The sequence below is a fragment of the Streptomyces sp. NBC_01445 genome (genome assembly GCF_035918235.1).
In the GTDB taxonomy this organism is placed as follows: domain Bacteria; phylum Actinomycetota; class Actinomycetes; order Streptomycetales; family Streptomycetaceae; genus Streptomyces.
The window spans coordinates 10,294,677-10,317,375 of the sequence record NZ_CP109485.1 but is presented as its reverse complement, the minus strand read 5'-3'; the positions used below and the strand labels follow the sequence as shown (position 1 = coordinate 10,317,375).

At 68.0% G+C, this 22,699-nt stretch carries 28 protein-coding genes and 4 pseudogenes; 17 read left to right on the top strand and 15 right to left on the bottom strand.

What is annotated here, in order from left to right:
• Positions 1 to 133: 133 nt before the first annotated feature.
• On the bottom strand, positions 134 to 628 hold the full coding sequence (locus OG574_RS47480) for a cupin domain-containing protein (protein WP_326771319.1): 495 nt from the start codon (positions 626 to 628) through the stop codon (positions 134 to 136).
• Between the two features lie 320 nt (positions 629 to 948).
• On the opposite strand from OG574_RS47480, the gene OG574_RS47475 reads away from it, so the two are divergent.
• A complete protein-coding gene (locus tag OG574_RS47475; RefSeq protein ID WP_326771320.1) occupies positions 949 to 1,449 on the top strand; it encodes a nuclear transport factor 2 family protein in 501 nt (166 codons plus the stop codon).
• Between the two features lie 107 nt (positions 1,450 to 1,556).
• Here the strand turns inward: OG574_RS47475 and OG574_RS47470 are convergent, their stop codons facing one another.
• The gene (locus OG574_RS47470; RefSeq protein WP_326771321.1) at positions 1,557 to 1,949 is read right to left on the bottom strand and encodes a RidA family protein; all 393 of its coding nucleotides are present in this window, start codon (positions 1,947 to 1,949) and stop codon (positions 1,557 to 1,559) included.
• A 470-nt stretch (positions 1,950 to 2,419) separates the two neighbouring features.
• On the opposite strand from OG574_RS47470, the gene OG574_RS47465 reads away from it, so the two are divergent.
• Positions 2,420 to 2,842, top strand: coding sequence for a hypothetical protein (locus OG574_RS47465; protein WP_326771322.1), 423 nt, complete (start codon positions 2,420 to 2,422; stop codon positions 2,840 to 2,842).
• 148 nt (positions 2,843 to 2,990) lie between these two features.
• Here the strand turns inward: OG574_RS47465 and OG574_RS47460 are convergent, their stop codons facing one another.
• Together OG574_RS47460 and OG574_RS47455 are read right to left on the bottom strand one after the other, a co-directional pair.
• Positions 2,991 to 3,452, bottom strand: a complete 462-nt coding sequence (locus OG574_RS47460) for an SET domain-containing protein-lysine N-methyltransferase (protein WP_326771323.1) — start codon at positions 3,450 to 3,452, stop codon at positions 2,991 to 2,993.
• Between the two features lie 124 nt (positions 3,453 to 3,576).
• A pseudogene (locus OG574_RS47455) lies at positions 3,577 to 3,762 on the bottom strand (transposase); the annotation flags it as partial.
• Between the two features lie 4 nt (positions 3,763 to 3,766).
• Between OG574_RS47455 and OG574_RS47450 the strand changes: the two are divergent.
• The 3 genes and pseudogenes from OG574_RS47450 to OG574_RS47440 all read left to right on the top strand — a co-directional run.
• Positions 3,767 to 4,456 (top strand): annotated as a pseudogene (locus OG574_RS47450) (IS5 family transposase); the annotation flags it as partial.
• A 116-nt stretch (positions 4,457 to 4,572) separates the two neighbouring features.
• The gene (locus tag OG574_RS47445) at positions 4,573 to 4,950 is read left to right on the top strand and encodes a VOC family protein (protein ID WP_326771324.1); all 378 of its coding nucleotides are present in this window, start codon (positions 4,573 to 4,575) and stop codon (positions 4,948 to 4,950) included.
• 390 nt (positions 4,951 to 5,340) lie between these two features.
• Positions 5,341 to 6,135: an IS5 family transposase gene (locus OG574_RS47440; RefSeq protein ID WP_326771325.1), complete on the top strand. Its 795-nt coding sequence runs from the start codon at positions 5,341 to 5,343 to the stop codon at positions 6,133 to 6,135.
• Here the strand turns inward: OG574_RS47440 and OG574_RS47435 are convergent.
• The 5 genes from OG574_RS47435 to OG574_RS47415 form a co-directional block, all read right to left on the bottom strand.
• Positions 6,083 to 6,610, bottom strand: a complete 528-nt coding sequence (locus tag OG574_RS47435) for a hypothetical protein (protein ID WP_326771326.1) — start codon at positions 6,608 to 6,610, stop codon at positions 6,083 to 6,085. The genes OG574_RS47440 and OG574_RS47435 overlap by 53 nt on opposite strands.
• Before the next feature lie 132 nt (positions 6,611 to 6,742).
• Positions 6,743 to 6,916 (bottom strand): hypothetical protein, encoded by a 174-nt coding sequence (locus OG574_RS47430; RefSeq protein ID WP_326771327.1) that lies wholly within the window; start codon positions 6,914 to 6,916, stop codon positions 6,743 to 6,745.
• A 144-nt stretch (positions 6,917 to 7,060) separates the two neighbouring features.
• Positions 7,061 to 7,348 carry a hypothetical protein gene (locus OG574_RS47425; RefSeq protein ID WP_326771328.1) on the bottom strand — a complete coding sequence of 96 codons (288 nt, stop codon included), beginning with the start codon at positions 7,346 to 7,348 and terminating at the stop codon, positions 7,061 to 7,063.
• A gap of 66 nt (positions 7,349 to 7,414) precedes the next feature.
• On the bottom strand, positions 7,415 to 7,681 hold the full coding sequence (locus OG574_RS47420) for a hypothetical protein (RefSeq protein ID WP_326771329.1): 267 nt from the start codon (positions 7,679 to 7,681) through the stop codon (positions 7,415 to 7,417).
• A 105-nt stretch (positions 7,682 to 7,786) separates the two neighbouring features.
• A complete protein-coding gene (locus tag OG574_RS47415; protein ID WP_326771330.1) occupies positions 7,787 to 8,473 on the bottom strand; it encodes a TetR/AcrR family transcriptional regulator in 687 nt (228 codons plus the stop codon).
• Positions 8,474 to 8,614: 141 nt separating this feature from the next.
• Here OG574_RS47415 and OG574_RS47410 point away from each other — a divergent pair, with 141 nt between their 5' ends.
• Positions 8,615 to 9,292: an SDR family NAD(P)-dependent oxidoreductase gene (locus tag OG574_RS47410; RefSeq protein ID WP_326771331.1), complete on the top strand. Its 678-nt coding sequence runs from the start codon at positions 8,615 to 8,617 to the stop codon at positions 9,290 to 9,292.
• A 117-nt stretch (positions 9,293 to 9,409) separates the two neighbouring features.
• Positions 9,410 to 10,120 (top strand): SDR family NAD(P)-dependent oxidoreductase, encoded by a 711-nt coding sequence (locus OG574_RS47405; protein WP_326771332.1) that lies wholly within the window; start codon positions 9,410 to 9,412, stop codon positions 10,118 to 10,120.
• A 124-nt stretch (positions 10,121 to 10,244) separates the two neighbouring features.
• On the opposite strand, the pseudogene OG574_RS47400 reads toward OG574_RS47405, so the two are convergent.
• Positions 10,245 to 10,478, bottom strand: a pseudogene (locus OG574_RS47400) (ATP-dependent DNA ligase); the annotation flags it as partial.
• A 111-nt stretch (positions 10,479 to 10,589) separates the two neighbouring features.
• Here OG574_RS47400 and OG574_RS47395 point away from each other — a divergent pair.
• On the top strand, positions 10,590 to 10,754 hold the full coding sequence (locus OG574_RS47395; RefSeq protein ID WP_326771333.1) for a hypothetical protein: 165 nt from the start codon (positions 10,590 to 10,592) through the stop codon (positions 10,752 to 10,754).
• 344 nt (positions 10,755 to 11,098) lie between these two features.
• On the opposite strand, the gene OG574_RS47390 is transcribed toward OG574_RS47395, so the two are convergent.
• A complete protein-coding gene (locus tag OG574_RS47390) occupies positions 11,099 to 11,380 on the bottom strand; it encodes a hypothetical protein (protein WP_326771334.1) in 282 nt (93 codons plus the stop codon).
• A gap of 561 nt (positions 11,381 to 11,941) precedes the next feature.
• On the opposite strand from OG574_RS47390, the gene OG574_RS47385 reads away from it, so the two are divergent.
• From OG574_RS47385 to OG574_RS47375, 3 genes are all read left to right on the top strand, one after another.
• A complete protein-coding gene (locus OG574_RS47385; RefSeq protein ID WP_326771335.1) occupies positions 11,942 to 12,331 on the top strand; it encodes a hypothetical protein in 390 nt (129 codons plus the stop codon).
• A 99-nt stretch (positions 12,332 to 12,430) separates the two neighbouring features.
• Positions 12,431 to 12,634 (top strand): helix-turn-helix domain-containing protein, encoded by a 204-nt coding sequence (locus OG574_RS47380; protein WP_326771336.1) that lies wholly within the window; start codon positions 12,431 to 12,433, stop codon positions 12,632 to 12,634.
• A 384-nt stretch (positions 12,635 to 13,018) separates the two neighbouring features.
• On the top strand, positions 13,019 to 13,468 hold the full coding sequence (locus tag OG574_RS47375) for an SsgA family sporulation/cell division regulator (RefSeq protein WP_326771337.1): 450 nt from the start codon (positions 13,019 to 13,021) through the stop codon (positions 13,466 to 13,468).
• A gap of 93 nt (positions 13,469 to 13,561) precedes the next feature.
• Here the strand turns inward: OG574_RS47375 and OG574_RS47370 are convergent, their stop codons facing one another.
• Positions 13,562 to 13,780 carry a hypothetical protein gene (locus OG574_RS47370; protein ID WP_326771338.1) on the bottom strand — a complete coding sequence of 73 codons (219 nt, stop codon included), beginning with the start codon at positions 13,778 to 13,780 and terminating at the stop codon, positions 13,562 to 13,564.
• Positions 13,781 to 14,019: 239 nt separating this feature from the next.
• Here OG574_RS47370 and OG574_RS47365 point away from each other — a divergent pair, with 239 nt between their 5' ends.
• On the top strand, positions 14,020 to 14,241 hold the full coding sequence (locus OG574_RS47365) for a hypothetical protein (protein WP_326771339.1): 222 nt from the start codon (positions 14,020 to 14,022) through the stop codon (positions 14,239 to 14,241).
• Positions 14,242 to 15,417: 1,176 nt separating this feature from the next.
• Complete coding sequence (locus tag OG574_RS47360; RefSeq protein ID WP_326771340.1) at positions 15,418 to 15,630, top strand: DUF4287 domain-containing protein; 213 nt, start codon at positions 15,418 to 15,420, stop codon at positions 15,628 to 15,630.
• A 540-nt stretch (positions 15,631 to 16,170) separates the two neighbouring features.
• Here OG574_RS47360 and OG574_RS47355 read toward each other — a convergent pair.
• Positions 16,171 to 17,136 (bottom strand): protein NO VEIN domain-containing protein, encoded by a 966-nt coding sequence (locus tag OG574_RS47355; RefSeq protein ID WP_326771341.1) that lies wholly within the window; start codon positions 17,134 to 17,136, stop codon positions 16,171 to 16,173.
• A gap of 508 nt (positions 17,137 to 17,644) precedes the next feature.
• A pseudogene (locus tag OG574_RS47350) lies at positions 17,645 to 18,064 on the bottom strand (dienelactone hydrolase family protein); the annotation flags it as partial.
• A gap of 101 nt (positions 18,065 to 18,165) precedes the next feature.
• Here OG574_RS47350 and OG574_RS47345 point away from each other — a divergent pair.
• Positions 18,166 to 19,287: a mechanosensitive ion channel family protein gene (locus OG574_RS47345; RefSeq protein WP_326771342.1), complete on the top strand. Its 1,122-nt coding sequence runs from the start codon at positions 18,166 to 18,168 to the stop codon at positions 19,285 to 19,287.
• A gap of 311 nt (positions 19,288 to 19,598) precedes the next feature.
• Here OG574_RS47345 and OG574_RS47340 read toward each other — a convergent pair whose 3' ends face one another.
• Positions 19,599 to 19,841: a superinfection immunity protein gene (locus OG574_RS47340; protein WP_326771343.1), complete on the bottom strand. Its 243-nt coding sequence runs from the start codon at positions 19,839 to 19,841 to the stop codon at positions 19,599 to 19,601.
• 729 nt (positions 19,842 to 20,570) lie between these two features.
• Here OG574_RS47340 and OG574_RS47335 point away from each other — a divergent pair.
• From OG574_RS47335 to OG574_RS47325, 3 genes are read left to right on the top strand one after another with little or no spacing between them, the layout of a single operon-like run.
• A complete protein-coding gene (locus OG574_RS47335; RefSeq protein ID WP_326771344.1) occupies positions 20,571 to 20,783 on the top strand; it encodes a hypothetical protein in 213 nt (70 codons plus the stop codon).
• Between the two features lie 23 nt (positions 20,784 to 20,806).
• Positions 20,807 to 21,187: a hypothetical protein gene (locus tag OG574_RS47330; RefSeq protein ID WP_326771345.1), complete on the top strand. Its 381-nt coding sequence runs from the start codon at positions 20,807 to 20,809 to the stop codon at positions 21,185 to 21,187.
• A complete protein-coding gene (locus tag OG574_RS47325; protein ID WP_326771346.1) occupies positions 21,169 to 22,428 on the top strand; it encodes a nucleotide sugar dehydrogenase in 1,260 nt (419 codons plus the stop codon). Before OG574_RS47330 ends, OG574_RS47325 begins: the two co-directional genes overlap by 19 nt.
• Positions 22,429 to 22,699: the final 271 nt, after the last annotated feature.

Below are 22,699 nucleotides of genomic sequence, written 5' to 3'. Positions count from 1 at the left end.
GCCGTACGTCGCCTGCGCAGCCCGCGACCGGCACACGCATCGCCGACATGTTGAGGTGCCAGGGGCTGACAGGCCGCACCGGCCCGGCCGCTTTCGGGCATGTAACGCGGGGACCGCAGTACCCGGCGGCAGCCTAGCCCTCGAGCATGTCGGTGGTGTTGTACTGGTCGTGCCTGATCCGGAAGGCTTTCAACTCTTCGCGGCTGCGCTGTGAGTACTCCTCCACCTTCTCGAAGTACTCCTCCCTGGGAGCTCCCGGTGTGAAGAGCAGCAGAAACGACACGGGGTCGTCGCTGTCGTTCTGGAAAGCGTGGAGCCCGCCGGGCGGTACGTAGAGGAAGTCTCCCTCGCCCCCTGTGACCCAGCGTTCGCCGTTGTAGAGCCGGACCTCGCCGGACAGGACGTAGAAGGACTCGGAGATCGTACGGTGGAAGTGTTCCCTGGCACCCATGGTCTTCGGCGCCATGTCGATCTTGTACAGGCCGAACTCGCCGTTGGTGTTCTCCCGCTTGGCCACATAGCTGATGTCGGTGCCGCCCGAGCCGGTGTCGGGCTGCGGGGGCGCAGGTCGGAACAGTGCGCTGGTCTGGCCCCTGTCTCCGAGGTAGCGGGGCTCTGGGTAGGACATGGCGACTTCCTAATTCGTGAGTGCTGATTGGACCCACGCTAGTGGCCGCTGCTGCGGCCAGAAGCGGCACGACAGGTACGGCAGCCCGACAGATGAATGAGGGAGCCAGGCCGACTCCGACCTATGGCGGGCGAGCGACGAAACGCGACACATGAGGTGACGGGATGCCGGTCGCGAGCCGGCCCCGGACTCGGAAGGAGCAGGCGTGCGACAGCCGTGCACCGAGATCGCATCCCGTCCTTGGGGGTGTTCGTTGGTCGTTGGGGCTGATCAACGAGGAGCCCCGTCGGCAGGCGGAACGGATCTTTGAAGGAGACATCGTGAACCAAGCGGAAATGGTCGCGTTGTGGGAGCAGCACACGGCGTACGAGTTCGTCATCAAGGACGCCGACCTGGCAGTGACCACGATGGTGGAGGACGCCAGCGTGATGCATCTTCCGACGATGAGCGGCGGTTTCGGCAAGAACTACCTGCGGGGTTACTACCGCGACATCTTCATTCCCGGCATTCCGCAGAACACCACCGCTGAGACGGTGGACCGGTCGGTGGGCAGCGATTTCCTCGTCGAGGAGACGATCATGCGGATGCCGCACGACCAGGAGATCCCGTTCCTGCTGCCCGGACTCGCCCCGACCGGACGGACCGTCGAAGTGCCGCTGGTCGTGGTGGTGCAATTCCGCGACGGCCTGATGGAGAGCGAACGGCTCTACTGGGACCAGGCCGCGGTGTTGACCCAGGTCGGTCTGCTCGCCGCCGAAGGCCTGCCCATGGCCGACTTCACCGAGGTCGCCCGGTTCCTGCGGGACAAGGCCACGTCCTGACCACACAGGTTGATCGCTCCAGAGCACCCGAACCAGCAACAGCCGACAGGGAATCGCCACAGATCTACGTCGGGTTCCCCACACGTCTGGCGCCGCGTTCTCGCAGGTCACTGACTTCCGTCGGTGACCCATGGCTTCACGTCGAGACGCACGAGCGCGCCGATCTCCACCAACTGGTCCGGTAGCGCCAGGTCAGAGACACCCATGACCGTGCTGGTGGGCCGGTACTCCCCGAAGTACTCGGCGTGAAGGCGTGCCGTCGTGTCGAAGTTCTCCCGCAGGTTCCTCACCAGCACCGTGCTCTCCACGATTTGGCTGCGCTCGGCCCCGAAGTGCTTCAGCACCAGGTCCAGATTGGCCAGCGTGGTCTTGACCTGGAGCTCAAAGTCGCCGGCACCCACGAAGTTGCCGTCACGGTCATGGGACACCTGCCCAGACACGTACACCACGTCACCGACCTGGATTGCCTGGCTGTATCCGTAGAGCGACTCCCACGGCATACCAAAACCGAATCTCTGGGCCTGAACAGGCATGACTCACTTCCTGGTGAGACGACGCATGGCGCTGCCAGTTACGGACAGTCCTCTTTCGAGGAAGAAGTTATGCCGTGATCGCTGAGGAAGGCCTGGGACATGCCGCGCACCAGGGCCGGGGCTTTCAGGCAGGCGTCATGCAGTGTTGGGGATCTCCGAAAGCAAGGAGCGCCAACACCTGCGGACCTTGGCCCACGATTCGGCGGTCACGTCCTGGTGCAACTGCCGTGCGGCGCTCCGCCTCTGAGGCCCAGGCATCGCGGCGTCGACGGCGGCCGCAACCGTACGGCGCTGGGCACGGGCGTCGGACTGCCGGTCCTCGCAGCGCGGTAGTCCTGGCCGGAATCGAGCAACGACAACGCACCCTCACTCGGCCGTCGCTCGCTCCCCTCCGGGTTGAGAGCAAGGGGGCTGAATCTGCATGGCAGACTCGGGCTGTGATCGGCATCGACGAGTTCATGAGCGGCTGTCGGCCAGCGGTCCGGGGGCTGGTGGAGCAGTTCGGCAGCGCGGAGGCTGCGCTCGAATTCGACGCTGACCCACTGAGCGCAGTCGGCGTCCTGGACGGCTACGTGCAGAGGCTGCCACTCGACGAGTTCGAGGCGGAGGACTGGATTGCCCTGCACACAGACCTGTCCGCGTTCGTCACGGTGGTGTTGCTGGAGACGTATGGTGGCGCCTGCCGGGCACGCCTGGACGATACTCTGCCGACGGGCTGGGAGCTGGTGATTGACGTCGTCGGCTCGGACGCCCGGCACCGTGTGATCGCGCCGATGTCTTTGGTGTACGAGTATCTGGTGCCGGTCCCTCAGAGAATCCCTCGCCTGATGGAAGCCGTGGCCCACCAGGTGACTGGTTGAGCCGTTGGCCGGCTGCACGGGGCGACTCGTTCTCGCGTACATCGGCTGTCCGCATGAGCGTGCGACTCCCCAACCCGCGTCGAAACGACGTCGCGACTCACCCACACAGCCACCTGCCGAAGGCTTAGGCGTTGTTTCCTTTGGCTCCTTATGTGGTTGAAGCGATACGTGACAGGAGCGCTGGTACCCAGTGGTTGCCGTAGCGTGCCCGCAACTCCGGTAGCTTCCAGTCGTTGCCGGTGACGGTTCCTCGGCAGCTGGTCGGTGAGCCACAAGAGCATGCCAGGACGAACTGCGAATCCCAGGTACTGGTGGCGTAGTCGCTGGTCAGTTCCTCATCCGGTGCGATGCTGTGACGGGCGAGAAGGGTGTACGGACCTTCCCACCACAGGCTCGGGTCGCAGCCGTGGTTGCTGTATCCGATGGACTGCTCATTGCGGGGTGGAAGGACGAGATGCATGGTCTCGGTCACAGCGATGGTGTCGATGTAAGGGCGGCCCGGGTCAAGCCCGGCGGCGGCGAAGAGGTCTTGTAGTTCCTGGTGGGAGACCAGCCGGCCGCCCAGCCGGGCCACGACCGTTCCGGCTGCGATGGGCGCATTGGCGAACAAGCCCGAACCCGCAACGGGAGACGGACGGACTTCAGCGTGAGGGTGCAGCCAGCAAAGCGGGTCTGGTGTGGATGCCATTGGCCCATCGTGCCGTGTCACAGGTGGGGCATCAGTGCCTAGTGAGTCAGCGAAAGACGATGAGGGCCGCGGCAAGACCCACGAAGGCCAGGAAGTGTTCAGCCTTGCGTTCGTACCGTCGGTGCAGGCGGCGGCATCCGGCCAGCCAGGAGACTGTTCTCTCAACGACCCAACGGTGGCGTCCTAGGTGGGTGGACGGCTCAATTCCCTTACGGGCGATACGGTAGCGGATGCCGATCCGCTACGTCGTCGACAACGGCGTCAAATGGCGGGCGCTACCGGCCGATTACCCTCCCTGGCAGACCGTCTACTACCACTTCGCGGCCTGGCACCGCCGCGGCGTCATCGCCTTCCTGCGCGACCAGCTCCGCCGACAGATCCGCACGGGCCAGGGACGATGCCCCTGGCCCGTGACGTTGATCCTCGACTCTCAGTCCGTCAAAGCGGCCGAGACAGTATCCAAGGCCACCCGCGGCTTCGACGCCGGGAAGAAGATCAACGGACGCAAGAGACACATCGCCGTTGACACCCTCGGCCTGCCCGTGATGATCACGGTGACGCCCGCCGACACCACCGACCGCGACGCGGCCCGCGAACTCCTCTGGCGCCTGCGGGTCGTGCAACCCCAGATCACACAGGTCTGGGCCGACTCCGCCTACGCAGGCCAGCTCATCAACTGGTCCGGCGACTTCCTCAACATGACCCTGAAAACGGTCTCCCGGCCCCGCGGCGCGAAAGGCTTCGTGCTCCTGCCCCGCCGCTGGAGAGTCGAACGCACTCTCGGCTGGATCATGAAGGCCCGGCGCAACGTCCGCGACTACGAACGTCTGCCACAACATTCCGAAGCCCACCTGACCTGGGCACTCATCACCCTGATGACCCGGAGGATCACCCGCAGCGGTCCTCGCAAGGGCTGGTCGAAAAAGGACTCAACGGCATAAGAGCTCGCAGAGGATGCTTGGGCCTGAAGAGCGGCAGCACCACCTCGGGTGCTGCCGAAAAATAGATCGCCAGGGCGGACCAGGCCTCCTACCGTTCCGCCATGCAGATCGTTGTGACGCTGGACTGTGTCGACACCGAAGCGCAAGCCAACTTCTGGCTCGCCGCGCTCGCCCCGCTGGACTACCGGCGCGGCTTCCACGGACCTCCCTACCTAAGCCTGGTCGGGCCCGCTCCTGCACCAACCCTTCTCCTGCAGCACGTCCCAGAACCAAAGCAGGGCAAGAACCGCATGCACCTTGACCTCGACTTTGGCACCGCAGAACTGGTGTCCGAGGTCAATCGCCTCGAACGGCTCGGCGCTGCGAGGCTCTCTGAAGAACTCAGCGAACACGGCTTTCGCTGGATCGTCGTTGCCGACCCGGAGGGCAACGAGTTCTGCGTATTCAATCCCCCGAACAGCACCAACGTTGCGGAGTAGTTATGAGGTCGGGCTGAGGTTCCACCATGGCCTGGGAAGCCTGTTCATCCGTCGATCCCCGACCCTTGCAGATCGTCTGGGCCTCTAGCGCCGGTATCCCGCCTTTCCAGACACTCACTTAGAAGCCGTATCTCAACCGATCATGGAACGTGTGGGTCGAACGGTTTTCCCGTCGGGGTGATCTTCCCGTTGTACGTGCATGAAGACAGGGCCTCTCGGTAGCTCGGGGATGCGAATCTAACCGAGCAGTGCCGGGAGGCCCTGGTGTCGTTGTTGTACGCGTCCGAGCCCGTTCAGTTCAACTCGGCTGCTCCATCGTGTGATTGCCTCGCGCATGTGTACGGCAACGCGGCCGACCATCCGGACCGGGAACGCCGGTATCCCTCGGACATGTCGGACGCGGAGTGGGCGGCCGTCCGGCCGCTGTTGCCGGTGCCGGCCTGGCTCCAGGGCCGGGGCGGGCAGCCCGAGGGCTACTGTCATCGACAGATGCTGGACGCCGTCCGTTATCTGGTCGCGGGCGGGATCTCCTGGCGGGCGATGCCCGTGGACTTCCCTGATTGGGGCCGGGTTTACGCCTTCTTCCGCCGCTGGCGCGAGCACGGGCTGATCGCAGAGTTCCACGATCGGCTGCGCGGACGGGTGCGTGAGCGGGAGGGCCGTGAGGCGGAGCCGACGGCGGGGATCATCGATGCGCAGTCGGTGAAGGCCGCGGCCTCGGTGCCGTCCGTCTCGCGCGGCTGGGACGGCGGGAAGAAGGTGGGCGGCCGCAAGCGGCACATCGTGACCGACTGCCTCGGTCTGCTCCTGGTCGTCGCGGTGACCGCCGCGAACGTCGGGGACCGGGATGCCGCGGTGGGCCTGCTGCAGCGGCTGCGCCGCCTGCACCGTGACATCTGCCTGGTCTGGGCAGACGGCGGTTACACCGGCGGCCTGGTCGACTGGTGCCGGCAGAAACTCGCGCTCACCCTTCAGGTCGTCAAGCGCACCGACGACACCACGGGCTTCGTGGTGCTGCCGCGCAGGTGGGTGGTGGAGCGCACGTTCGCGTGGTTGATGCATTCGCGCCGGCTGGCCCGGGACTACGAGACGTTGCCGGCCAGCAGCGAGGCGATGATCCGGTGGTCGATGGTCACGCGGATGGGGCGGCGTCTGGCACGGCCATGGGCCGCCGGGCGGCGCTGAACATCCCCGACGTCTCCTGCACGAGCCACCCGCGCTCCGCCAGGCGCCTGGCCTTCGAGCGCACCCCTTCGACCTTCGCCGACGTCGTTTGAAGGCCCAGCTCCACCGTGATTTCCTTGGCCTTCAGCGGTCCTTGGCCCGCTGGCTGCCGCTCGTCGAGCACGCCCAGGATCCGCTGGTAGTCCGGCGCCAGCACCGTCACCGGCAACCCTTCGCGCCAAGGTGGCACGATCGAGCCCGGCACGGGCGAGGGCACGGTTTCCTGCTCCGCCTCGGCCTCGGTCACGGCGGTGGTCTCCGCAGCCGAGGCTGCCAGGGCCTCGACCAGCTCTTCCCGCGCGATCACCCGCCGGTCCAGATCGATCTCGGCAGCCTCCAACACCCCAGACAACCGGGCGACTTCCTCCCGCAGCCCTTCCACCCGCACCCGGGCAGCCGTCTCCCGCTCCTCCAGCATTCCCAGCACCGACGTCATCGCGCACCCCTCGCTCACGGAGCGGAAACAAGACGCCGGATGCCTCCCTCATTCCGAGCGACACCATGCCTGACCAGCAGAAATCAAGCGATCCTGTTCGGTTGAGATACGGCTTCTTAGGGGCGCAGATGGTCAGTGGTTGAGGCTGGCGACGTAGGCGGGAGCCAGGGCGCGGATACGGCTCTGTGGGACGTCTCCGGCGAGGGCTGCAACGGCGAGCTCAGTGCCTGGGGTGGCGGCCGCGCCGAACAGAGCGTGCAGGAGTTCACCCGGCCCCCTCCTGCACCACACAAACTTCGATGGCACGCACTCAAGGTTCACTGTCACAGGACAGCTGTGCCGCTGGCCCTGTGCAATGACGAGACAGCCAGCTTGGGCGCTCGCTTTTCCGCTAGCGCAAAGCCCGTCTGAATAGGTAGCTACTCGCACCGCGGACCTCTGCCGGCCGCGCTACCTGACGCGCGTCACCGTCACCACGGCGTGCCGGGTCGTCCCCGCGAGAACCTCCACCACGAGACCGCGGCTGGTCGTCACGTAGGCCTCGCCGGCCGACGTCCGCGCCCCGCGCCCCGGGCCTGCGGCGAGGACGTGTCGGGCGATTTCCGCAGCGACGGGAGCTGTCAGCGCCTGCGACAGCACGCGGCTGCCGTCCGGCAGCCGGACCGCCACACGATGGGGCCGGGATGCCGGGCCGATGTAGCCGACGACGTCGGCGTCGACGGTGTCCGAGTGCCGCACCTTCTTCCAGATCCGCCCGGCCCGGTACGGGGACGTGGCGCGCTTACAGACGACACCCTCAATGCCCTAGGCCTGAAGCGTGTCGTACCAGAGCTGCGCGACGTCCGGATCATCTGTCGCGGGTACGGCCTGGATCGGGGGCAACACGTCGTGGAGCAGGTCGAGCAGGAGAGCGCGCCGCTCGGTGTACGGGCGGCTGCAGACGTCGCCGAGTTCGGGGTGGGCGAGGAGGTCCCACACGGAAGCGCGCGGGTTCGCGGAATCCTGAAGCGCGAACGAGTCGAACTTGCACTGAACTTCGGCATCTTGCTGGCTTGGTGGGCGGGTTGTCACCTCAGAACGGTGCCGAGCGCGGGGATGTCGGAGGGGTCAGATCAGTGCGGGCGCGCACGAGCTGCGCCCACTCCCGCACGCCGATCGACGGCTCCGGCCGATCGATCAGTGCCGCTTCCCGGTCTCGCGGGAGCTGACGCCATGGCTGGCGCGGCGCATCGCCTCGTACAGGGCGGCGTCCTGCGGCGGGTCCGGGAGCGGTCCGCGGGATGGGGCCTGGAAGGACTGGATCATCCACGCCACGACGCGGCGCCAGGCGTCCGGCGCGGCGTCGCCGGTGGCGCTGAGGACGCCGGCGTTGGCCATCAGCAGCAGGACGAGATCCCGGCTGGTGAAGTCCTCGCGGAGCTGCCCGCTGTCCTTGGCGCGGCCGATGAGTTCGAGGAAGCCCTGGTACGCCTGGGCACGGAGCGCTTCCAGTTCCTGGGCGTCGGAGAAGCTCATGGTCAGGATGTCGGCGAAGCCGCGGTCGGCGGCCTGCATCGCGCAGACCTCCTGGATGTAGCCGGTGAAGCCGTCCCAGGGGTCCGGGGCCGCCAGGGCGTCGGCGGTGGCCCGCGCGTATACCTCCATGCGGTCCGCGAAGACCGCGACGACGAGCTCCTCCTTGCCGGGAAAGTGACGGAAGAGGGTGGCGATCCCCACCCCGGCCTGCCGCGCGACCGAGGCCATCGACGCGTTCAGTCCGTGGCACCCGAACACCGTGCGCGCGGCGGCGATGATCCGCCCCCGGTTGCGCTCCGCGTCGCTGCGCTTGGGCGGGGCTGCGGAGTCGGGGTCTCGGGAGGTCATGCCCGTCAGGCTAGCAAAACGGAAGGCCCTATCCGATTACCGTGTTACCGTCGATCGTGAACCGGATAGGGCTTTCCGGATCGATCCGAAACGGATAGCCCTATCCATCTCCATCATGTCCACCTTCACGAAAGGCCCCTCATGCCCACCATCGCCATCGTCGGCGCCGGCCCCCAGCTCGGTCTCGCCATTGCTCGCACGTTCGGCACGCACGGCTACGAGGTCGCGCTGATCGCCCGCAATCGCGCCAAGCTCGAGAACCTGGCCGGTGAACTGACCACCGAAGGCATCAGCGCCGCCGCCTTCCCCGCCGACGTACTCGACCGCGACGCACTCACCCAGGCGCTCAAGGACGCCGCCGCGCACTTCGGTTCCATCGACGTTCTGGAGTACTCGCCGGTGGGCGGCCTGGGCTCCACCGCGATGACCGCACCATCCGAGACCGACCCGGGACACGTTCAGCACGAGATGGAGTTCCAGCTGTACGGGGCCATCGCCGCAACCCGCGTCGTGCTGCCCGCGATGCGGGAGGCAGGCGCGGGCACCCTGCTGTTCACGACCGGGGCGGGATCGCTCGACCCCGTTCCTATGATCGGCAACGTCAACGCCGCCGCGGCGGCGCTGCGCAACTGGGCCGTCAACCTGCACAAGGAACTGGACGGCACCGGAGTCCAGGCCGCACACGTCGCCATCGACGTGTCGATCGGCGCCGCCGTCATGCCCGGCCACCCGGTCGCCCAGGCCGAGGAGATCTCCCCCGTCTACTGGGAGCTTCACACCACGCGCCGCGACCAGGCGGAACTGGTCTTCAGCAGCTGACACCCCACCCGCGCTCGCCCGTTTTTCATGCAAAGGTCTTCTCGTCGATCACGAAGCGGCAGCGCATGTCCGCGCCGGGTGCCGGCACGGACACCCCACAGACGGGAGATGAGGGACATGGCACTGATCCTGGTGACCGGAGCCTCCAGCGGGCTCGGGCGCGACACGGCGGACGCGCTGGCCGGCGACGGGCATGACGTCGTCGTCCACGTCCGCAACACGGCCCGACTCGCCGACGCCGGAGACACCGCGCGCTGGAAGGGCGTCGTCACAGGGGATCTCTCCGACCCGGACGAGATCCGCGATGTCGCCCGGCAGGCAGGCGAGTTCGGCCGCTTCGATACCGTCATCCACAACGCCGGCGTCATGCGCTCCCCCGAAGCGGTCACCGTCAACGTGGTCGCGCCGTATCTGCTGACGGCCCTGATGGACAAGCCGGACCGGCTCATCTACCTCAGCAGCTCCATGCACCGCACTGGCTCCACCGACCTGCGCCGGCTGGGCGAGGGCACCGCCTCCTACGACGACACCAAGCTCTGGGTCACCACGCTCGCGCTCGCCGTCGCACACCGCTGGCAGGGCACGTCCAGCCACGCGGTGGACCCCGGCTGGGTCCCCACCCGCATGGGCGGTCCCGGCGCACCGGACGACCTGGCCGCCGGACACCGGACCCAGACCTGGCTCGCCACCCACCCCGAGGCAACCCCGCCCACCGGTGGCTACTGGTATCACCAGCAGACACAGACCCCGCACCCCGCGGCACAGGACGAGGACTTCCAGGGCCGGCTCCTGCACGCCCTGGAGAACCACACGGACGCGGTGTTGTGAAGGCGTGATGGGGTCGCGCTGTGAGCACGCTTGAAGAACTCGCGTGTACTCCAGTTGCGTATGAGGCGGGGAGCACCGCGGCGAGTTCGCGGGCGCGGGCCGGGCCGGAGGCCGCGCGGGACTGCGCGGCTGCGAAGTCGCCCCTCCCTTCGTTGTAGACCACCGCCTCCCCGTCGAGGACCGTGCCGGGGCGTAGCGAGTTCATGCCGGTCACGGCCAGATCCATCCACGCTGAGGTGACCGCCCGCCCGGACCTGGCCTGTAGCCGGACAGTCTCGGCATCGCGCCACATCACGGTGCGGTGCCCGTCGAACTTGATCTCGTACCACCAACCCTTACCGCGGGGCAGCGTCGGCACGGCCTCGGCGAGGGCGACAGCGACGGGGTACTCCACAGGGCCAGCCTGCGGCAGCCGAGCCGGGGATGCGCGCTGGCCTCCGCTGCGCGGAGAGGCCCGGCGGTGCGCCCTATGTCCGGCCGATGCTGCTGCCGGGCCGCTCCCCTACTGCTGGCGGGCTTCGGTGTTCTCCCGGATGGCATGCGCGACGTCCAGCAGCGCGTACGCGACGGCCGCCAGGCCCTCGCCGATCGCGTCGGTGCCGCCACGGTGACCACAGGCGGATTCGCGCGTTAGAACTGCGTGACCACGACGACCCAGCCCGCTCCGGTCACCGGCCGCGAGGAAACGGTTCCGCCTCCGCCTGGTGAGCCGATCTTTGCGGCGTTGGCCGCCCGGTGGAGTGCGCAGGGGCGTGTCGTGCCGGGGCAGGTGGACCGGGAGTGGGTCAGGCTGGCAGAGAACTGCCCGTGGCCCACCCGATAGGCCAGCGTGGTGCGGGTCCCTCTCCCCCCATCCCCGCACCCGCTGTACCGGCCGGCAGCCTCGCCGACCTGCCCGGTAACCGAGGCTGCTGGACCGGCCGGGCAGGGTTGGCCCATCCCTGCCCGGGGCAACGGACTTGCTGGCTGGGGAGGCTTCTAGGCGGTGTTCGTGGCGAAGAGGCGTTGTGTCGCCGTGGTGGCTCCGGTCAGGCTGAGGGGGATGTCGAGGCTCTTGCACGTGCGATGGGCGCGGACGAGGACGCTGAGTGTGGCGGGCGTCGGTTCCCCGGCGGGGACCTGGACGGTGACGCGGCGGGGCGTGTGGGTGTGGACGAGGGCTTCGATCTCGACGGCGGCCGCGGCCCGGGTGTTGACGTCGACGTTGTGGTGCAGCGTCACGTGCAGGGCGTCGCCGTCGACGCTGTGACTGGTCAGCATGATGGCCTCCGCTCGCCGTGTCCTTGGGCCGTACTCCGTCGGGCGGGCTGGAGGGAGTACGGCCTTCCAGGATGACAGTCGGGCGGCGTTACGGCAGCTCACGGTCTGTCCTGGGCCGGTCGCGTCGCACGTCCAGGCCACGCCGGGGCCGGTGATCGGGGCGCCGAGAGGGCGGCTGTTCGGTCGCGTGTGCGGCGATGTACTGGTCCGCGCGGTGCGGGCCCGGCCCCCACCGCGCCCGCACCGCACCCCCACGAGGCCGCAGGCGCCACCCCCGTCGGCGCCGCGCTCCAGGCTGCCCGTTGGTGGCACCGAGGTTGGGGCCCCGCCGCTTGGGCAGCCCCACCAGTCCATCACCTCGGCCGGTTCGCCAGAACCCCGCCCCGGCATGAAGCCCTCCGTGCACCCAAAGGGGCGCGGCCAGGGCTGTCGGTCACGCGGTCCGGGGAAGGGGAACCGGGGCCGTTGTCGCGCACCATCTCAACGCCCGGCCTGACCCGCGAGGGGACACGCTCCGGGGCCACGCGGCGCCTGCGTCTGTCTCCTGGGAGGATGCTTGTCATGGAGCCGCTGCCGACGCCCTGCCCCGCCGACCGGATCCCGGACGCAACCGGCATGGACGCCTTCAACGCGGCGTGCAAGGCGGCCAAAGAGCAGCGCGTCGTGTTCATCGCGGTCGAGCAACAGGGCCCGCAGTGGGCGGTCAAGGCCGACGCGCTCACCGCCCCGCAGCACACCATCCCCACCACCGCCCATGACGCCGTGCGCGAGGCCGTCGCCCGTCTCATCCGCTCCCGGGAGATCCGCCCCGACTCCTCCGCCGGCCCCGTCGACTTCGTCCTGCACGACGTGGACAGCGAAGGACTGGCCCGTGAACTGGCCGCCGCCCTGCACGCCGCCCTCTACGGCGACCTCGAACCCCTGGCCCGCGCCGTGTCCCCCACATCCTGACGACGCACCCGGCCCAGGCAGCGAGATCAGTGAATCCCTGACGGGCGCCGACAGGGTGCGCGATGATCGCCCTCTGGACGGGGCAGCGAAGGAGAGGTTGTGGACAAGGGCAAGCGGATCACCGGTGCAGCACGCGACAAGCTCGCCGCCGAGCTGAAGACCGCATACGAAAGCGGCGCCTCCATCCGGAGCATCGCCGACAGCACAGGACGCTCGTACGGCTTCGTCCACCACATCCTCACCGAGGCAGGCGTCACCCTGCGCCAACGCGGCGGAGTCACCCGCAACAAGTCCAGTTCATAACGGTCTGCCGTGAACCCCACGACCGGAATGCCGTAACCGCACCGTCCGCCACGGCCGGGTAGGCCTTCACCGGCGCGGTGCTACGCACCGCGTCGGTAGCGCACCGCAGTTGGCATGACGCGCCTTCGCCAAGGCAGAGCCAGTGCGTCGATGCGCGGCATCCACGCACCGGATCGCTCTGCCGTCGTGCCCGAGTTCACACGTCGTTGGGATGCGGCTGTGAGGTGGTGTGTGAACCTTTCCGAACATGTTGCGAAGGGTTGGCGCCCAACCCGGCCGGTGTCGAGGACATGCCCGGCTGCATGGCTAGGTTCGATCTTCGAGACGTACGTGCGATGACGCACGAGTCATCGGCGTGCCGCAACGGGGAAGGGAATGGCCAGGGTGAGTCCTGACAGTGACAGACAACTCGAGGGCATCGCACGGGGGTTCGTCACCCTGCCCGGCGGCGAACGCGAACGGTGCGACATCACGCTCAGGTACTCCACCGACGACCCGCTCGTCGTCGGCCTGACCGTGTCCCGGCCCGGCCACGGCAGCGCCGGCTGGGTCATCTCGCGGGACCTGCTGTCCGCCGGCCTCACCGGTACAGCGGGCATAGGAGACATCACCGTGGAGCCCGTGGCAGAGCAGAGCTCGCCGCTCGGGGTCCTGCTGCGAGTCCGCAACGAGGTGGGCGAGGCCCGCATCCACATCGACCACCAGGCGCTGCTGCTCTACCTCGAGCGCAGCCACGCCATGATGCCCTTCGGCAGTGAGGCACAGTCGAGACAGGCCGACGCGGAACTCGACCAACTGCTCGACGAGGATCAGGACCCGCCCGTCGTGCGGTAAACGAACCGCCTTAACCCCCCGCCGCGGCGGCACAGAATCGCCGGCGCCGGAGCTGCCATCGAATCCACGCCACCGGATGGACCCCGGATAACCTCACATCTCCCTGACCCAGACGAGCCTCCCCGGGCTGGCCGCCGCTGAGGGCCCGGCGTTCGGGGGACGCCTCACGACGCGGGCGCCTCGGGCCACCCGGACCGGGACGTAGATCACGAGGATCAGTGCGTGACTGACCCCAAGGTGAACTTCGCGGGCGAACAGCAGCATGTCGTCGTCGATGACCTTCGGGCGTCCGCCGTGGGCCAGTTCGCCCACTTGCCGTGCGCCCTCCCCCCCCGACCCTGGAGCGACAGACCGGCAGGCAGGGGGACGGGCATGGCGAGGCGTAGGGGTGTTCAGCCGCGGGACCATCGGGGCCGGTGGACTCGCCGGCCCAGCTCGTCGGCGCCGCCGTGGTGGTTTCTCGTCGCGGTCGTGGCGATCGTGCTGATCGTCGCCGCCACGCAGTAGCGGGCTGCCGTCGGCGCATCGCAGGCCCGTGGCAGAGTGCGCCTGTGGATGATCAGACGCAGTACCGACTCACCCTCCTCTCGGGCGGCCGCATGGTCATGGAAGGCACCTGGTTCGACGCGGCAGTCGCGGACCGCAAGTTCCGGTCGTGGATCGGCGAGTACAGCGGGCTGAAGGACATGCGGATCGTCCTCGAGGAGCAGGCCGGCCCCGCCGGGGAGTGGCTGGTCGTGAAGACCTGGCCACAGGAGACGGGCGCTCAGTAGCGCCGGCGGGGTGTAAGCATGCCCATGCACGATCAAGACTGCGCTGACGCGCCGCCGGTTGCAGCCCGCGCCCACTTCGGGGCGGACGGAGCGGACACCACCCCTTGGACTCCGGATAAGCTCACATATCCGGGATCCAGACGCTACGAATCCTGGTACGGAAGAAGCGGCATGACGGTCACTCAGGGGCGTGCATGACAAACACGGACCTGTCGGTCAGTGTGAGCACCACGACCCGTCAGCTCGGCGTCCCGGCTCCCGGACGGTTCGCCCCGGAGACCGAGGCACGCCTCGACCGGCTCGACCGCGACGCGCCCCGGCACGTCGAGGGCAGCCGGCCGAAGAAGACCCGCGACGGCTACACCGCCGACTGGAACGCCTGGCCTGCTGTCGTGCCTGCTCGTCGTCTGCGCACAGGGCGCGCAGTTGGCCGGGAACATCGGCGGCCGTCCCGTGGGCATGGTTCAGTTTCGACCAGTGCACTTCGTCCAGGCTGGCCAGCAGGTTGTCGTCCGCAGTGATCACGGCCGCATGATGTCAGACACCCCGACAACGGTACCCGACCCCACCGGCGGTTCAACCGGCCCTCCTGTCCGTGCAGTTGAGGCACCGGCTACATCCCGATGACCACGGCCCCGGCAGATTTCCCGGCCCCGCCACAAGAGCGATGGTTCCGGAGCCGACCCCAAGCGAGACAGGGTGCGACAAGGCGGCCTCTCCTCCCGGGTTGGGAACCGGCATCCTTCAGGAATCTGCCGAACCCGTCGGTTTCGAGTGTCGGGGACAGCATGGTGAAGTTGGCCCGTGGATCGGGCTGGGTGGCCCGCGAGGTAGCGGGCGAGGCGTGTTCCGTGCGATCGGACGAGGTGCTCGTGATCTAGCGCACCTTGTCCAGACCGATGACTTTGCCGGTTCCCGTCGGTCAGATGAAGACACCACCACGCGAGGAAGGCTCGTGCATGACCCAGACGCTCAGGGCAGCGCAGCACGCCGCTTCGCGGCCCCCGCCGCCTCCGTCCTGGCCATCACCGCCGGCGCGGGTCTCGGCCTGCTGTGACCCACCGCGCTGACGACCCGCCTGACCACCACCCCGGCGAACCTTTAACCGGTGCCGACCGCCGCTCCAATGAATCATCGACAGCATCAAGATCATCCAGACAGGAAACGAGGACACCCGTGGCCACCCAAGTGAAGGGCCCTGCCAGCTACTTCCCCTCCATCGAGAAGAAGTACGGCCGCCCGATCGCCGAATGGAAAGAGCTCATCCGCGCCGCCCCCCTCAGCAAGCACATGGAGCTCGTCAACTGGCTCAAGTCCGAACACGGTGTGGGCCACGGCCACGCCAACGCCCTCGTCGCCCACACCATCGCCGAGGACGCCGGCAAATAGCCGGGCACCGGCACCGCGAGCGGGAGGTCCACTACAGGCAGGGCGTCCGGCCACGGCAGCCACCACTGCAGCCAAGCGCGTCACGCATGATGACCCTGCCGCTCAACTCCGGCTCCCCCGCACCAAGCACCTACCACCTTCGGCGCTATCCGCAGATACGCAAAGGGGCCGTCCACCACGCGTGGGTCCCAGCCGAACCTGCCGGCGAAAGCGTCCACTGCGTCCACCGGCACGTCCCGGTGCGTGAAGCACTGCGCCGCACCTTGGAGCAGCACGACATCGAAGGTGTCCGGCAGTGACAGGCGCACCCTCGGATCTATGCGCACCTTACGCACCATCGCCAACGTCACGCTCGCGCACACCCAGACCGCATCCCCGTCCCACACGAACCACAACGGGACCTGGCGCGGGCAGTGATCGAAGTGAGCTGTCGCCGGGCGCCCCGTCTGATCAGGCACCCGTGGCAGCCTGGCGCTGCGGGGCAGGTGTCTGGGCGTCAAGCCCTTGGGCTTCTCTTGCCGCGACCGGGCCCCGCGGGGGTCAGCCGGTGGTGTCCGGGAGCCGGTACTCGTACTTGCGGGGCCTCAGGTCCTCCTCGGCCGGCTCCCAGTCGGTGAAGAGCGTGATCTTGTTGCCGCTGGCGGTGTAGGGGTCGGTCTGGGTATCGACCTTGATGTCGCTGACGACGTAGAGGTCGACGGTGTTGTCCTTGTCCCTGGCGTGCAGGACCTCGTTGATCGTCAGCTCTACGCTCGTCGCGGCTCCCGTGGTGCCTTTGACCTCGACATGGAGTTCTTCCGTGCCGCGGGTGCAGCGCAGGTCGTAGGGCTTGCCCAGCCTCTCGACCGTCCAGCCGTGCTTCTCGTAGTGGGCAACTGCGTGGTTCTCTGCGTGCAGTTCGATGGCTTTGCGTTTCTTCGGGTCGGAGATGTAGCCGGCGCCGCGGCGGCGCCGCTGGGGCTTCTTCTTGCCCTCCACCTGTTCCGCCGTGAAGCCCGGTGACTTGTCCAGGGGCACGTCTTCGGGCTCGTCGGGGTCGAAGGGGATCCTGGCCAGCTCCAGGAGGCGCTGGGCCGGCATCTGAACGAGCTTGCCCATGCCCCGGTCGGTGCCTGAGCGGCGGATGGCGTCGCTGCCTGCTTCGGTGAGCGGTCCCTTGGGGCCCAGGGGGATGTTCTCGAGCCGCGCGAGGGGTTCGATGCCGAAGCGCTGGGGGTACTTCAGGCGCCGCTCGGCCTCTTCGTCGGGCCAGTGCCAGGACCGGCCCTCGTAGAAGCCGCCGCGGACCTGGAAGAGGTAGAGCGTTGCGGTGTCCTGAAGCCAGTTCTCGAGCTGGACTCGCGGCGAGGCTCCGGTGGCCAGGAGCGCGAACTGCGGGTGGGCGTCCCTGTATTCGGGTTTTTCCTCGGGGAAGCCCCAGGACAGTGTCTCGATGCCGTGGACGAGGTTGCGCTGGGCTTCAGTGCTCTGGCCGACATGGACCATGACGAACGTCGAACTCTTCATGCAGGGCATCATAAGCATGCCCTTATCGAGGTGTCGATAGAGTTAGTTTTGAAAGTGTGCATGGGTTCAGGATCCAGCAGATGACGTCAACTCGCAGTCTAGGGACGGCCACTGACAATCCGGCAGGTCCGCTGCCAGGAGCAGGTCACGGTCAGGGACCAGCCGGGCCGGCGGGCGGTACAGGTGGCTGTGGGGGCGTGGAAACCCGGGGAAAGAACGTGTCCGACCAGACGGCGACCATCCGAGCCCGACAGCCTCACCGTCCCCTCCCCCACGCCACGCGCCGGGCACATCGGCCACGGGCAGCAAGGGTGGTGGCGTGTGCGGCGGCTGGCCGGGTGGGTGAGATCGCGGCCCGTGTCAGTGACCCCTCGTTCCTCCAGGCGTGCGCGGCCCGGTACATGGCGGCCGGGTTCGGAATGCCGGAACCCCGCGGGGCAGCGAGCGGGCGCGGGCAGCAGGCGCGGGGACGTGATCTTTCGGGTGTCGGGGGTGCTACCTCTACCTCGTATCGGGCGCTCAGCCAGTCGTCCGTCTCGAACTGGTCCGGCTCGGCGACGTGCAGCTGGACCGGCAGCTCGTCCACCGAGGCGCTCTCCGCGATGCCCGAAGTGCCGTGCAGGAGCAGCAGTCCCCGGGCCTGTCGTCGCCCAGGGCGAGGGTCTGCGCGATCGACGCGCCGACGGAGAAGCCCACGTACACCAGGCCTCGCTCGGAGCAGGGCACGGCGGCGAGCACGGCGCGCTTGAGGAGCTCGTCCTTGCCGATCTCCTCGTTGAAGGCCATTCCCTCCTCCACGGTGTCGAAGGTGCGGCCCTCGAAGAGGTCGGGTGTTCACACCTCGTGCCCCCGCGGCACGCAGCCGGTCCGCCGCGGCGCGCACCGCCGGCCGCAGCCCGTAGGTGGAGTGAAGGAGCATGACGTTCATGGGCTCCATGGGGCCAGCCTGGACCGACGACGCCGCACGGGCCCGCGTGGCGGCTTCCGGCTCCAGGTTTGGACCGCGACGGGCCGGTTACGGTCGGGGGCATGGAGAACGTACTGCGCCCGGTGATCGTCGTCGGCGGCTCGGTCGTGCTCACGCTGCTCGTCGGGTGGGCCGTGGACCGGCTGCTGCGACGCGCGGACGGCCGGCACCACGAGACCCCGCTGTGGGGGCTGCTCCGTCGCGGCCGTGTCCCCTTCCAACTCGTTCTGTGCACCGCCATGCTCAGAGGGTCTTACGCGGAGGCCAAGCTGCTGGAGGAGCACTCCATCGGCATCGGCCGGATCCTGACGCTGACCCTCATCGGCTCCACGGCCTGGCTGGTGGTGCGCATCGCCGCCGCCATCGTGGAGACCTCGTACACCCGCTACGCGACCGCGCACCGCGACCCCGCCCGGGTCCGCCGGGTCCGCACCCAGGTGTCGCTGATCCAGCGGGTGGTGTCCGCGATCGTCGGTGTGGTCGCGGTCGCCGCGATGCTGCTCACCTTCCCGGCGATGCGGGCGGCCGGCGCCTCGCTGCTCGCCTCGGCCGGCGTCCTCGGCATCGTCGCCGGTGTCGCCGCACAGTCCACGCTGTCGAACCTCTTCGCCGGGCTGCAGATCGCCTTCGGCGACATGGTGCGCCTCGGCGACACGGTCGTGGTGGACGGCGAGTGGGGCACCGTCGACGAGATCACCCTGACCTTTCTGACGGTACGGACCTGGGACGAGCGGCGGATCACGATGCCCGTCTCGTACTTCACCTCGAAGCCGTTCGAGAACTGGTCGCGTGGCAGCGCCCAGATGACCGGCATCGTCTTCTTCCACGTCGACCACTCGGCGCCGGTGGAGGCCATGCGCGAGAAGCTGCGCGACATCCTGCGCGAGTGCCCGGCCTGGGACGGACGCGACTACGGGCTCGCCGTCACGGATTCCACTCCTAACACCATGCAGGTGCGCGCCCTGGTCACGGCCAAGGACGCGGACGATATCTGGACGGTGAGGGTCACGGTCCGTGAGCGGATGATGCGCTGGCTGACCGAGGACCACCCCTACGCGCTCCCCCGCGTCAACACGGCCGGCGCGGCACCGCCTCCGGGCAGGACGCTGCAGGGCCCGCGCCGCGACCAAGACGGCGCCGCGACCCACTCCTTCGAGCCACGCACAGGCACGGGCCGCGGCTAGCCCCATGCCGAGGCCGCCACTGCCCCGCCACATCGCCGACTGCGCACCCCGCGGCAGAGTCCAGCCGCCCGGCGAAGGGCCACGGCTGCTGCACACCCACCACGGCCAGAGCCCACCCGAGACCGCCGACGGCGCGCACACCAGCAGCCGCAGCCTGCTGCTTTGGCGAGTCCGGGCAGCGCGTGCGCGAGTACGTGGTCACCGACCAGCTTGAGCAGGCGTTCCGCGGCTGCGACCGTGGACGGCATGACCACCACGGTGGAGGCCAAGCGTCCCTTTGAGTGTCATTCGGCTGCTCTCTCCCCTTGCCTCTAGCTCAGGGCGGTGCCCCTCGGGACGTGCGGGGGTGTGATGTCAGCTGCGCGGGTGCGCATCGTCATCGCCATGTACAGGGCCACGAACCACAACACGCCCGTGATGCCAGCCAGGTTGACCACGACAACCAGCCACAGGCGTGCCACCTTCCTGCGGTAGGCGATCACCGTCGGCGCGATGAGGAGAAGGAACGCTGCTGTGACGAAGAGCAGCCCAAGGGGACCTATGTTCGAAAGCACCAGGTCACCCTATCCGTCGACCGGTCGGCGGCAAGGGTGTTGCCCGTGGCCCGTCACCAGGCGCCGCACGACCCGATGTACCCGGTGATCCGCCATCCCCCGAGGTGAGACAGCAGGGTGGGGCGCCTCCCGGCTGAGGCGCCCCGCCTCGTCATCGCAGTCTCATGACGGTGACAACCGAATATCTGGTGGTGCCCGCCGCGACCTCCACGACCAGGCCGTGCGGGAGCGTGGCGTGGCCGAATTGACCGCCCGCGACAGTCGGACCGCATGACGATCCGGCATGCGCATTGCTGGCGTGAACCTTTCGGCTTCCCTGGCTTGAACGCATCGCAGGCCACGTTTCCTTGTGGGCTGCGCCGCCCAAGTGGCGCGCCATGGCTCCGGTTTTATATTCCGCTTCTTCATTGAATTTAATTGACCGTTGGCCATGGATCGGGGCGATCGTTGGCCAACGATTGGAGGGTGAGCGGCACTTGACGGTGTGACAGGTGTGACGTGAGAGGCCGTTTGGCGCGGGTGCCGGAAATTGAATGTCGCAGTTGTGTCACGGGATTCGATCATGCTTGTGTGTCACTGACCTGGCATTACTCTCCGTTGCCGTACCGGATGGTGCCCCTCCGGTGGGCATAGAAAGCTCTTTCAAAGTTCAAGGACTGCACGGAACCTCCACAGTTGCTCCTATCATTTTTTCCATCCAACGGCCGTTCCCACGGGGGGGATATACGTATGCCTGGACACGCTCAGCTTGCGCAGACGGGGGCTCCGGTTCTGGTGATCGGTGGCATCAGCTATCCGATCGGCGGCTCGATGTTCGCCACCGCGGCGGGCCTGCTCTGCTCGGGTCTGCTGTGCATTCGTTTCGGGTTCCGCCGCACGCTCGCCGCCGACGAGGCCACGTCCACGTCCACGTCCACGTCCCCAGCGCGGCACGGCAAGTGAGTCGCCGTCAGCGCAGTGCGCCGGTGCTGAGCGCCCATCAGCACCGGTCCGCGACCGTCGTCATGGGCATCATCGTTGTTCTGTCGGCCGCCGCGTGGGCCACGCATCACGCAGTGGTCGCCTTCGCCACCGACGCCGAGACTCGCAGCCAGCTCACCGTGGTCTGGATCAGCCTGTTCCTGGTGTTCCTGCTGCAGGCCTTCATGTACCACCTCGAGCGGGTACCGCACCTGACCGGCCGCGCCCGTCGCCGGCTGGACGCGCTGCACGTCTCGATCCTGATACCCGCCTACAACGAAGACCCCGGCTACCTGCGGCTCGGCATGGAGAGTTTCCTGCGCCAGACCCGCATGCCTGCGAGCCGGATCAAGGGGAGGACACCACCATGCACATCTGCGTTCTAGGGCAGGGCTATGTCGGCCTGCCTCTGGCCCTGCAGGCCGCCGAGGCCGGCTACATCGTGACTGGCTACGAACCCGACCAAAACCGCTGCCAGCGACTGGCCACCGGCTCGTCCTACATCGAGGACATCGACTCGACTCGTCTGCAGGACGTGCTGCAATCGGGGGCCTACACCCCGACCTCGGATCCGAAGGATCTCAAGGGTTTCGACGTCGCCGTCATCACGGTACCGACACCGCTGACCGACCGTGCCCCCGACCTCAGTTGTGTGCGCGAGGCCGGCCGAACCCTGGCCAGATGGCTGGAGCCGGGCGCCACCGTGGTACTGGAGTCGACCACGCACCCCGGTACCACCCGCGATGTGCTCGTCCCTCTGCTGGAGGAGGGCTCGGGCCTCATCGCCGGACGCGACTTCCATGTCGGGTTCAGCCCCGAGCGCATCGACCCCGGCAACACGCTCTGGCGTCTGGAAAACACGCCCAAGATCGTTGCTGGTCTCACACAAGCCTGCCTGCGCCGCGTGAAGGCCTTCTACGACTCCGTCACCGACGTCACCGTGCCGGCCTCCGGTCTGGAAGAAGCCGAGCTGGCCAAGGTGTTCGAGAACACCTACCGGCACGTCAACATCGCCCTGGTCAACGAACTCTCCCGGATGGCACACACCCTCGGCGTGGACGTCTGGCACACCCTGGAGTTGGCCGCGACCAAGCCGTTCGGGTTCACCAAGTTCCTGCCCGGCCCCGGCGTCGGCGGACACTGCCTGCCCATCGACCCCGTCTACCTCAGCCATCACGTCAAAACGCAGCACGGGCAGACCTTCAGGCTCGTTGAGCTGGCCCAGGACATCAACGAAAGCCAGCCCGACTACGTGGTGCGCCGCCTGCAGGATGCACTCAGCCGCCGCTTCCGCCGCAGCGTGCACGGGGCCCGCATCCTCGCCCTCGGCGCCGCCTACAAGCCCGGCACGTCCGACGCCCGCCAATCACCGGCCATCCAGGTCATCGACCGGCTGCGCGCCATGGGCGCCGATGTCACCGTCGTCGACCCCTACCTGACCGAAGGCGGCCGCCGGGACATCCCCTTCGCATCCGCGGGAGACGGCACGAGCGTTGCCGACTTCGACGCCGTCCTCCTGCTCACCCAACACGGCGAATTCGACCTCACGCAACTCGCCGCCGAGGCCGCCTACGTCCTCGACACCCGCGGCGTCATGACGCGCGCCCAGCACATCGAGCGGCTCTAGAGCACAGACGGAACAACAGCGGGAGAGCTCCGCCCCGTCACGCGGTCGAGCTCTTGGCGCGGGAGCCGCTGTGAACGTCCTGGACCCCCACGGACGACGTGGGACGCGGGAGCGAGATCCCGGTCGAGGAGTACGACGCTGTGGTGCCACTCACGCCCCACAACACCCTCGACCTCACGAAAGTCGCCGACCAGGCGGCCTCCGCTCCGGCACACGCGTGGTGCCATGCCGGCCCGCGACAACGTCGAGCGTCTTTGACGCTCGGAAAGGA